The following is an 11301-nucleotide window of genomic DNA, read 5'->3' on the forward strand; positions in this document are numbered from 1 at the left end:
GTCCGCCGCCCTTTTTCTTTCTTTCATTCCAACATTTCAAAGGAAATCAACATGAACTACGCCAATTTCAAAGAATATGATATTGCAAACGGCCCCGGCATCCGCTTCTCTCTCTTCGTTTCCGGCTGCACCCATCACTGCAAGGGATGCTTCAACCAGGAAACATGGGACTTCAACTACGGAAAGCCTTTCACCAAAGAAACTGAAGACTACATCTTGAAGGAAGTCGGACAGGAATTCTATGAAGGCCTCACCCTCCTCGGCGGCGAACCGATGGAACCGGCCAATCAGAAGGCGCTCCTCTCCCTTGTCACCCGTTTCAAGGAAATGTATCCGCAGAAGAACCTCTGGTGCTTCACCGGCTACCTCTATGACAGGGATCTCCTTGATAACTTTGCCAAGAAGATGCCTGAAACTATGGAACTTCTGAAACGCATCGACGTCCTGGTCGATGGTGAATTCGTCCTTGAAAAGAAGGATGTCACCCTCCTCTTCAAAGGCTCCTCCAACCAGAGAACCATCGACGTGCAGAAGAGCCTGGCTTCTGGCACCGTCGTCCCGTGGGATCCGAGAGACACCAGCATGTCCCCGAACTCGAAGATCTGATTTACCAACTGAAAAGGAGCTGTGGCAAAATGATTACACATTTTGTCACAGCCCGAAGGTGCTCGCCTCCTGTCAAAGATGGCATTTTCCATGCAAGGCAGGTCACAAGTCCTTTATGGTATAATAAATAAAATGTTTGTCTTTGTTTGACAGGAGGAAATATGAACGCATTTACCGCACTCGGCGTGAGTGCTGCTTTAACAGATATCATGAAACTGCAGGGGATCGTGAAGCCGACCCCGATCCAGGAGGCTTCCATTCCTTCCATTTTCAAGGGGAAGGATGTCATCGGCCGTTCCCAGACAGGTACGGGCAAGACGCTTGCCTACCTGCTGCCTGTAATCCAGAGAGTGGATACAGAAAAGAATACGACGCAGGTCCTCATCATGACGCCGACGAGAGAACTCTCCAGACAGATTTTTGATGTGCTGCGCCCCTTTGCCATCAAGCTCGATATCGACGCTGCTGACATCATCGGCGGACGCACGATCGAAAACCAGCTGCGCAAGCTGAAACGCGATCCGGCTGTCATTATCGGCACTCCTGGCCGTCTTCTCGACCATATCAGAAGAAGAAGCCTCGATCTGTCCAATGTAAAGACAGTCATCCTTGATGAAGCAGATCAGATGCTTGCCAATGGATTCAGGGAAGATATCGAAGCGCTTGTTGATGAAACACCGAAGAAGCGTCAGGTCCTCCTTTTCTCTGCAACGATGCCTGATGACGCAAAGCGCCTCGCAAGGAAGTACATGAACCAGCCCGTCTACATCGACGTTGCGGAGAAGGCAGCGGCATCCACCGTCGACCAGAGAGTCTATGAAACGACGAAACCGCACAAGTTCAAACTGCTCCTGAAGCATCTGAATGAAATGAACTTGTACATGGCAGTCGTCTTCTGCAACACGCGCGAAGGCGCGCATGAGCTCGCTGAGAAGCTGCAGGAAGAAACGAATTTCGTCGTCGATGAAATCCATGGCGACATGAGCCAGAGCCAGAGGAACCAGGTTATCCGCGAATTTGAAAAGGCAAAGATCCAGGTCCTTGTCGCTTCAGATATTGCGGCACGCGGTCTTGATGTCGAAGGCGTCACGCACGTATTCAATTATGATATCCCGAGAAATCTGGAATACTACGTCCACAGAATCGGACGTACGGGAAGAGCCGGCACATCCGGCATCGCTATTACCTATGCCATTCCGGAAGACGGACTTCTTTTGAGGAAACTTGAAAAGTCCATTTCCGAAACAATCACCCGTTATGACGAGAAGGGCAATGTCCGTCGCGTCAGACAGGGAAAACCTGCCAAGAAGGTCGTCATTCCCGGCATGTACAAGCCTACAAAGAGCAAGGAGCACAAAGCTCTCGGCCATAAGGGCAAGAACATGCGCCAGAAGAGAAAGGACAAGCCTGCGCAGAAGGGCACAAGGGGAAGAAAGAAAAAGTAAATACTCCAATGAAGGAGGATGCATCCGGCAGGTGCCGCCGCACCCTCCTTTCGTTTGATCTTTTTCAGGCTTTCCCATTAGTGATACAATAATACCATTGAGGTGATAGTATGTTTAAAGATAAAAAATTCTGGCTGCAGCCTTTGTGGATGGCAGCACTGACTGTCCCGTGGGGAATCGGCGGCTTCATTGCTCATACCGGATTTTCCCTGTCGGCAGGCCTTGGCGCTTACTGGCTTCTGGGACTGGTTCTTCCTTTCTTCTTCTTTGTCATCCAGAATAAAGGCTATGGCGCAGAAGTGGGTCCCGCAAGAGGCATCATCCATCTTCCTGTGTGGATCTCTCTTGTCATCGTGCAGGTGGTTGTATTCTGGAACTATCTGACGAAAGCAGACATTGCATGGAAAACGAATCCGATCCCGACCGGCATCGGTGTATTTCTAGTACTGCTCTTCTTTGCTTTCATCACGGTTCCAATCGATTATATGCTGGCAGCCCTGTACCACTCCCTGAAAGAAAAAGGGGGACTCAAGTACCGCTGGCTTGCTTCCGCTTTCTTTACAGGGCTTATTCCGGGGACGCTCCTTATTTCCATGGTCGTTCTCTTTGCCATAGGGGAAACGCGTCTCGATCCTTTTACCGGCATGCTTTTCCTGATGGAAGTCATGACGATTTCCTTCTGGATGAAGATAGCGCTTGCCATGATGACATTTGGCATCTATCTTTTTACGCAGTTTGACGGATCGAAGGGGAGGAGAGCCGTGCAGACGATCTTCACCGCTGTATTCTGGCTGATGCTTGCCTTCATCCCGTTCATCATTTCGACGCATCTTCCGTCGACCGGTTCCTGGAGAGCGTATGGCGATCCGTCTTATCTTTCCATTTTCCCGTACCTTTCCGACCTCTGGCTGACCGGATTTTCCATTTGGGGAGCAGACAAGCTCACAAACTGGATTTTCAAGGAATAAAGTTTTACGGCGCCCACGCGGCGCCGTTTTTCTTTTGTCATGAGTCCGTTTCTGTAATTTAAGACCTGTAGTCATAGAAAATTTCTTTTAGGCCGAAAGGTTGACAACAGGTTCTGTCTCACTATAATAACTAATGGCGGATAAAGAGGCTTTACGAATGATTTGCAAGGCTGGTATCACGTAGTGAACTGGACAGTAAAGCTGGTATATCCCCTAAATTTATACGGCTTATATCTGAGCAGGAGTAAGAACGGAGGAAAATTCAATATGGAAAAAATCAGTCAGCCGCCACAGGAGTACCGCTCTTTCATGAGCGTCAGAGAACTCACGATCTCAGGGCTTTTAGCCGGGATCACCATTTTCCTGGGAATCACGGGGTACGGGTTCATCCCGCTGATCGTCATGAATGCGACGATCCTTCACATTCCCACTATCATCGGAACGATTGTAGCCGGACCAAAGGTCGGTGTCGTCGTCGGAGTCCTGTTCGGGCTGTTTTCTTTTGTGCAGACGCTTCGTGCGCCAAGCCTTCTGATGCAGTTCGCCCTGCAGTACAGTGTGCTCTATGACGCATTCATCTGCATTGTGCCGCGTATCTGCATCGCGCTCGTTGTATGGGCACTTTACCGCCGTCTTCCCTGCGGAACGGCGCTCCGCACCGGCATTGCAGCTGTTGCAGGTTCCCTGACGAATACGATCCTCTTCCTCGGATCCTTCTTCCTCCTGGTCGGCGCTCCTTATGCAGCAGCCAGAGGAATTTCCGTCGAAGCAGTCGGCGCTATGATTCTTGGCATTGTTGGCATGAACGGTGTTCCGGAAGCACTCGTATCCGGCATCATCGTCGTACCGATTGTCATGACACTCAAGAAATCCGGATGGAAATTGAAGTAATTAAAAAGAGAGCTGTGACAAAATGTGCAATCATTTTGCCACAGCTCCTTTTTCTATTGGAATATGCCATCAGAGGGTTATCTAACAAATGTATTTATCGACTCTATCTGAAAACCTCAAAACCTCGCTTTGCTCGATAACTACTGTATCCGTCAGCTACGCTGACACCTTCTCCTTTCAGAGCAAGGTTAACACCCTTAAACCTCGCTCCGCTCGAGAAAAGGAAAAAGCAGCGTTTTAACGGATTTTGTCACAGCTCTTTTTCATTTTCCAACGATCCTGGTTCCCAGTTCTGCGATGAAGCGTTTGCCGCTTTCTACTTTATAGAAGTCAAGGGGATAGAAGATTTCATAGGCAACGCTGGCAAGTTTGAGGTGCTGTTTTCTGGCGGCATCGAGGAGGGAATAGTAGTAGGAAAGGTAGTTTTCTCTGGACCAGATGAAGTCGATGGCGAGGAAGTTTTCTTCTGCCTTTATGAGCGTGAGGTCTTCGGGGATGGACTGCGGGATGGATTCTATTTTCTTGATGGTGTGGGAGTAGATGATTTCGGAGAGGTCTTTGTAGCCTTTTCTCGGGAAGAGGAAGCCGTAGGAGAGGGCGGGGATGATATGGAGGGAGAGGAGGCTGACGGCGTCGTTGGGTTCCACTTTCGGGGTGATGCCTTCTTTTTCGATCGGAAGGGAAAGGAGCGTGGCGCTTACGCGTTTGATATACGGTCCTTTTCCTGCGTGCTGCTGCATGAGGGATGCCTCCTCGAGCTGCTTTTGCTGCTGATGGACCATGATTTCCATTTCATGGAGCTCCTGCTGTTTCTGGAGGATGGCTTTTTCCTGGCTGTCCCAGAGGCTCCGGAGATCGACGGGATCTTTCTGAAGGGTTTCCCGGATTTCCGCAAGGCTCATCCCTGTGCGCTGGAGAAGACGGATGGTCTGGAAAAGGAAGATCTGACCATTCGTGTAGTATCGGTAGCCGCTATCCGGATCGATTCTGGCGGCCGGCAGCAGGCCTTTTTTATCGTATAAGCGGAGCGTCTGCACGCTCGTGCCGCGGAGGGCGGCCATGGTTCCTATGGAAAGCATAATTCCTCCTTGACTCTATACTTACTATAGACATTATACTCTAGGCAAAAGTAATAAAGAGGTATTTATATGGAAAAGAAAACGATTCGTCTCATTGTTCCGGACTGGCAGGCAGGGGATAATCCTGTCTATTATTTCGGCGCGAAGATACTGCAGGTGATTGCTCCGAAGAAGGAAGGGCAGAAGGAAATCACGATTCCTGTCCCGGACGATTTTAAACCGCTCGAAAGGGAAAACGGCGTGACAGCGCAGAGCGCTGTGTATCAGCAGGTGAAGGATACGGTAAGCGCGATCGACAAGGAAGCGCCGGACAAGATCATTACGTTTGGCGGGAACTGCCTTGTTTCCCAGGCGCCTTTTGCATACCTGAATGAAAAGTATGACGACCTCGGCGTTCTCTGGGTCGATGCACATCCGGATATTTCCAACCCGGAAATCTATGAAAATGAGCATGCGATGGTCCTGGCCAATCTTCTCGGCGCAGGGGATCCGAAGCTCTCCGGACTCGTGAGGAAAACGCTGAAACCGTCACAGGTCCGCTATGAAGGCATGCAGGGCGGGGTCGATGTGGAACAGGCGGAACTTGATCGGCTCGGCGTTTCTTATGCGGCAGCCAAGGGAAATGAGCTCGACGCGGAGGGAGCCATTTCCTGGATCCGTGAAAACGGGATCAAACACATCGCCCTTCACCTCGACTGCGACGTCATGGATCCCCATGATTTCTATGCGACCTATTTCAATAACCCGGCCCTCGGACCGATTCCGTACAATGCGGCCACCGGCCACATGAAACGCGCTTCCGTCTGGGATTTCATCGAGAAGATCAGCAAAGAAACCGACCTCGTCGGCTTCACCATCGCCGAATACATGCCATGGAGCGCCATGCAGATGAGAGAGCTCATGAAGAGGACGAAGATATTCGGCTGACGGCTCTTCCTTTTTCCTTTTCGCCCGTATAGGGTATAATACAAAGAAAAGGAAAGGAGGCGCTGTATGTCAAGAGAATCAAGGATCGGTATGTTCGCATTCATTGGGATTGTCGTCATAGGACTGATCGGGCTCTTCCTGAACCCCATCGAGCGCCTCCGCGACCAGTACTTCCGCGTCGATGCTGTCTTCGACGATGCCGGCGGCATCCGGGATGAAAGCCCCGTCCTCTACGCAGGCGTCTGCGTAGGCCGCGTCCACTCCTTCGAAGTGAAAGACGGCAAGGCCATCCTGACACTCCAGATCAAGAAGAAGGCTCTGATTCCAAAAGACTGCACCGTAGGCACCTCCAGCACCGGCGTCGTAGGCGACACCTACGTCAAACTTTCCGGAGGAAATCCTGGCGCAGGCTACCTCCAGAGCGGCGACGTCATCTACGAGACCAAGTCCGACCGCATGGACAAGATCATCGCCAAGGCCCAGAAGCTCATAGAATCAGCAGAAACTACGAAAGATAATATAGATAAAATGAGGAACTAAAAATAAATTAGAGAAGAGCCATGAAAAGGGAGAGAGTTCTCATGGCTCTTTTTTTGTGGGGAAAAACATACGGCCGCTCCTTTGGGAAATGAACCCCTTTCGGCGCATGCGCGCCACTTTCCCCTTACGGGGACAGCTAAACCTCGCTGCGCTCGAGGAAATGCTGTATCCGTTTACACCTTCCCTTCCAGGGCAAGGTCAAGACCGGCCTACGGCCCTTTTGCCCGCCTCATTTCGTTTCCCCATTCTTCTTTATTATTAGTCAACCGTATTCAATTATGCTAAAATAATAACAGAATTCTAAAAAGGTTTGGAATTCTGTATACATTCCCTTTGGGGAGACGCGGCGGCACTGGGTGGCAGTGTCGAAGGCGGGGATTTCGCGGTCCCTGCTGCCGTGAATAAATGAGGGCTTGGCCCGCAAAGTACGAAACGTGTCGGTTTCGTGCGTATTTAAGTAAAGGAAGGAAAATTCATATGGCGAATTATAACGCGCTTTTTCCAAGCCCGGATAATCCTCATCTTTCCCTCAGACAGGCTGATGGCAAGGCGCTCGGCCGTGTGCGTGCGATCGTAAAGGGATCGGCACCGCAGGCGGGGATGAAGGATTACCGGTTTTTTGTTGACCCGGTTTCACCGCTGCCAAAGGGCTTCGAGGAGGCGGAGAAGTTCGGGTTCACTGGTTTTATGAGCCGGATTGGTTTCGGCTTCAATTCATTTCAGACGGAGGAGCAGGCGCTCGCGAAACTGATGGAGGAGTATGGGGACTCTTTTGTGACGTTTACGCCGGCTCTTCGGAGTAATAAGTTTTTTGTCCTGGACGACATGACGAAGGAAGGGCGGACGCCTTTCATGGATGTGGATAAGAATTATTATCCAGTGCCAGCTTTCGGGACGATCGACCAGCCTGTTTTCGGCGGGGATATCAACAAGTTCTGCCATCATATCATGTCAGGGAAGCCGCTTCCGGGGCTTTCGAAGCGGAACTGGAATAATGACGTCCGTCCGCAGTTGGTTGTAGCAGCGACGAAAAATCTCGAGGGGAAGCTGGGGCCGTGGGTTGTCTTCGCTCCGCTTCATGATGATGCTTTCGATTCGATGGTGATCGGCGAGGGCGGGGCGTATTTCCGTGTAAGAAATCACGGCCCTTTGGGTTATGGCCTTGTCGATGTCAATAATTCGGAAATCCTTTCGCATATTCTGCGCTGTGAGGAAAGTCCGCTCTGGTTTGTTCCAGAAGAATTTCTCCCTGATCTTCGCCGCGATCTCCGTCCGGTGCCTGAGAATGAGGATATCCTGAAGGACAGCGGTGTCGAGGTGAATCCTTTCGGCATGTCGGAGGGAAATTTCGTGACGAAGGACGATTTTTTCCAGCTGCTGAATGGCAAGCGGGATGAGGAAACGGGCGAGGGTGTGCTCGATGTGATCCGGAAGATGAATCTCAAGGGGAAGAAGCCGCTTGAGAAGATGCCGGAAGCGCAGGAGGGCAAGAAGCTGAAGGCAGAGTTCAAGGCCGATGAGGTCTTGAAGGATGCCGAGAAGCCGCGCCGTGCCAATGAGGGAAGGGGCAGGAAAGAAGCGCCCCGTCAGGAAGCACCGGCGAAGGACGCACCGAAGGCTGATCCAAAACCAAAGGCAGAGGTGAAGGCTGAGGCGCAGAAGGTCATGAAGGCAGAAGTTGCTGCCAGCACCCGCCGCAGTGATAAGAACAAGAACGAAACAAAGGAAAAGGAAAATAACAAGAACCGCGGCGAGGTAAAGGAAGCACCGCTTCTGGAAGCAGGAAAGGGTCCGGTGAAGGAACTGGAAGCGCCTGCTGCCAAAGAGGTGAAGGAAATCGCCAAGGAAGCGCCGAAAGAGGCTCCCAGGGAAACGGCCAAAGATGCCGCAAAAGAAGCACCCAAGGACGTGAAGGAAGCACCGAAGCAGGAAACGACGGCCAAGGAAACGAAGGGAAAGAACGGGAAGAGGGACGAAGCGCCCGCTTTCACGGAGAAGGATTTCATCGACCGCCTGACGGACACCGCCAGCCGCGCCGGCCTTCTCTATAACCAGAAGGATCTCATCAATTTCCATATTTCCGTCAAATCCTCCAGGCTCGTCATCCTGGCAGGCATGAGCGGCACGGGCAAGTCCGGCCTCGTCCGCCTCTACGGCAAAGCACTCGGGATCCCGGAAGAGAGGATCTGTTTCCTCCCTGTCCGCCCGTCCTGGATGGACGACGGCGATATCCTGGGCTATGTCGACATGAAGAATCTCGTCTACAGGAGCGCCGACACGGGCCTTGCCGAGCTTCTGATCGATGCTTCGCAGCATACGGACAAGCTCTACATCGTGTGCTTCGATGAAATGAACCTCGCCCGCGCTGAGCATTATTTCGCGCAATTCATTTCCGCGCTCGAGAAGGAAGGAAATCCAGTCATCCGTCTCTACAATCCGTCGCTCGCACCGCGCCTCTACAATGGCGACCGCTACCCGGCAGACATCACTGTCGGTTCGAACGTCATTTTCACGGGCACGGTCAATGTCGATGAATCGACGTACCATTTCTCCGACAAGATTCTCGACCGCGCGAACGTCATCACGCTCCATCAGGGCCGCTTCAGGGACCTCATGGGCCTCAAAAGACGGAAGAGAGCCCGCTATGATGAAATCGGCGCGAAGATGTTCAGTACATTCCGCGTCCGCGGAGGCTTGGGGCTCACTGAACGCGAGCTCGATCTCCTCGATGCGCTGAATGATGCCTTCCGCGACAGCGGCATCCAGTGCGGCATCGGCTTCCGCGTGGCACGCCAGATGGGAAGGTACCTGGAGAACATCCCCGAAGGCTTCGGCTTCTCGAGGAAGGAAGGCATCGACTCCCAAGTCGTCCAGCGCATCCTGACGAAGCTCCGCGGCTCTTCCCAGCAGCTTTCGATACTCCTTTCGCTGAACGACAAGGGCGAGCTCAAGGGCACAGTTCCTGCCGTTCTTGAGAAATTCTCCGACCTTTCGAATTTCGAAGAGTCGAAGCGTGTGCTGAAGATCAAAGCCGGGGAGCTGAAGCTCTATGATTACACGATCTAAACTGCCATTCTCCCTCACGTTTGAGACAAAGAAGGAAGGGATCATTTCCGCCAGGCGCTTCACGATAGACCCTGACCGGCTGACGGGCCATTTCCCTGCCGCCCTTGCCCTGACGGAGAATCAGGATATATTCCTCCGCTTCGAAGCGCCTGCGGGCTTCCGCTTCACCATGGACGGCCTCGACATCGTGACGCTTCCGGGGCAGGAGAGGGAATCCGAGCAGACGTACATCCTCCCCGAAGGGAAGAAGGACATCCTCCTCTTTGCCGGGCAGGACTTCCCGCTCGTCCCGGGCTACTACGTTATGACCGTCGAAGGCGCAGGCCGCGCGTGGTACGGGATCCTCGAGATCAATCCGCGCTACATGGAAAAGCAGAGCTGGCAGGAAATGAGGGATGAGCTCGTCGAGGAAATCAAGACACTCTCCTTCGATTTCATGAAGCGCAATATCCATATTTCCAGACAGCTCGAAGGGGCGCTTGGCGTCAATACGGAAATGCTGCTCCGCTTCTACACCATCCGCGACGAATCGCCCGTGGTGCTGAACGTACTGGACGAACTCGCCCGCACGGCCAATTCGCGACTGGCTCTTCGCATGAAGCATGTGAGGACGCTGGGCGACAGGCGTACCGAGCCGCACATCCGGCCCCAGCACTTCCACGACAGAGCCGGCGCACCAACGACGCCCGCCCTCTACACGGAAATGACATGGGACGTCGCAGAGAACCGCTTCGCTAAAGCGCTCCTCATGAAACTCGACCAGAATCTCTTCACCTTCATCAAGGAAATCGACGGCCACGTAGAACGCCTCGAAGACCGCCAGCGCGAAATCGCCCGCTTCTCCCGCGATCGTGAATACCGCATGGGCGTCAAAGCCCTCTCGCAGTTCATCGACTACAGGAAACGCGCGACACTCCTCAGGCAGAGCATCCGCCGCGTTACGCTTGCGCCATGGTATGAAGAAACAAAAGGCGAAATGCCCGAAACCATGCCCATGGCCGTCTTCCGCGACCCCAGATACTCCGTCCTCTACCGCCTCTACAAAAACCTTGAGAACCCGTTCTCGAGCCTTGACGTTTCCTCCTTCTACCAGTTCCAGTGGAAAAGGACCGATAAGCTCTATGAAATGTGGGGCTTCCTCCGCTTCATCAAAGCCCTCATGGCCAAAGGCTGGGAACTCGAAGACGGCGTCGAGGTCCTCAAAGAAGAAGGCAAGTACCGCCTTGCCAGCCTTGAATCCGGCACAGAAATTCGCCTGAAACGGGAAAACGCAGAAATCCGCCTCGTCTACGACGGCATCGTCCCCGGAAACTCCGCCGACACCAGCCGCGACAAAGCGCCCCTCTACACCAACAACTCCCACAGGCAGCCGGACCTTAGGATGGACTACTACAAAGAAGGCCTCTACTACGGCTCCCTCGTAGCCGACTTCAAATACAGAGACGTCCTCTTCCTCTGGCAGGACGAAAACAGAAGCTACAGCATCAGGAAACAATTCAACGCCTACCGCGACATGAACACCCGCTTCTACCGCGATATGACAGAAGCTGCCTCTCTCAGAGACAGCCGCCCCGTCAAAGAAGTCTGGGCCGTCTTCCCCAAAGAAATCCCCGGAAGAAGCGACGCAGACTACAGCCTGCGGTTCATACCCCTCGCCCCGGGCCTCCCAGGCAACGAAGAACTCCCGGATCTGCTGGAGAAATATATAGAGTCGATATAGGGGATATAAAAGGAAAAGAAGAAGAAAAAGAGGCTCTTCACGGAAATTTGGGGGATGAA

Annotated in this window: 9 protein-coding genes; 8 read left to right on the forward strand and 1 reads right to left on the reverse strand. The window is 52.7% G+C overall.

The window, feature by feature from the left end:
- The 4 genes from nrdG to M3200_RS02710 all read left to right on the forward strand — a co-directional run.
- Positions 1-606 (forward strand): anaerobic ribonucleoside-triphosphate reductase activating protein (nrdG, locus tag M3200_RS02695; RefSeq protein WP_288178095.1); only part of this gene is annotated, 606 nt, incomplete at its 5' end.
- A gap of 161 nt (positions 607-767) precedes the next feature.
- The gene (locus tag M3200_RS02700; protein WP_022382000.1) at positions 768-2051 is read left to right on the forward strand and encodes a DEAD/DEAH box helicase; all 1284 of its coding nucleotides are present in this window, start codon (positions 768-770) and stop codon (positions 2049-2051) included.
- Positions 2052-2161: 110 nt separating this feature from the next.
- The gene (locus tag M3200_RS02705; protein ID WP_022382001.1) at positions 2162-3019 is read left to right on the forward strand and encodes a hypothetical protein; all 858 of its coding nucleotides are present in this window, start codon (positions 2162-2164) and stop codon (positions 3017-3019) included.
- Positions 3020-3286: 267 nt separating this feature from the next.
- A complete protein-coding gene (locus M3200_RS02710; RefSeq protein WP_022382002.1) occupies positions 3287-3910 on the forward strand; it encodes an ECF transporter S component in 624 nt (207 codons plus the stop codon).
- Between the two features lie 263 nt (positions 3911-4173).
- Here the strand turns inward: M3200_RS02710 and M3200_RS02715 are convergent, their stop codons facing one another.
- On the reverse strand, positions 4174-4989 hold the full coding sequence (locus M3200_RS02715) for a MerR family transcriptional regulator (RefSeq protein WP_022382003.1): 816 nt from the start codon (positions 4987-4989) through the stop codon (positions 4174-4176).
- A 69-nt stretch (positions 4990-5058) separates the two neighbouring features.
- On the opposite strand from M3200_RS02715, the gene M3200_RS02720 reads away from it, so the two are divergent.
- The 4 genes from M3200_RS02720 to M3200_RS02735 all read left to right on the forward strand — a co-directional run bounded on the left by M3200_RS02720 (position 5059) and on the right by M3200_RS02735 (position 11242).
- Positions 5059-5916, forward strand: a complete 858-nt coding sequence (locus M3200_RS02720; protein WP_022382004.1) for an arginase family protein — start codon at positions 5059-5061, stop codon at positions 5914-5916.
- A gap of 66 nt (positions 5917-5982) precedes the next feature.
- Positions 5983-6456: an MlaD family protein gene (locus M3200_RS02725; RefSeq protein WP_022382005.1), complete on the forward strand. Its 474-nt coding sequence runs from the start codon at positions 5983-5985 to the stop codon at positions 6454-6456.
- A gap of 477 nt (positions 6457-6933) precedes the next feature.
- Positions 6934-9522 carry an McrB family protein gene (locus M3200_RS02730; protein WP_022382006.1) on the forward strand — a complete coding sequence of 863 codons (2589 nt, stop codon included), beginning with the start codon at positions 6934-6936 and terminating at the stop codon, positions 9520-9522.
- Complete coding sequence (locus M3200_RS02735) at positions 9506-11242, forward strand: DUF2357 domain-containing protein (protein WP_022382007.1); 1737 nt, start codon at positions 9506-9508, stop codon at positions 11240-11242. The genes M3200_RS02730 and M3200_RS02735 overlap by 17 nt, the downstream gene beginning before the upstream one ends.
- The last annotated feature ends 59 nt before the right edge of the window (positions 11243-11301 follow it).

The organism is Dialister sp. CAG:357, from assembly GCF_000435155.1.
GTDB lineage: Bacteria > Bacillota > Negativicutes > Veillonellales > Dialisteraceae > Dialister > Dialister hominis.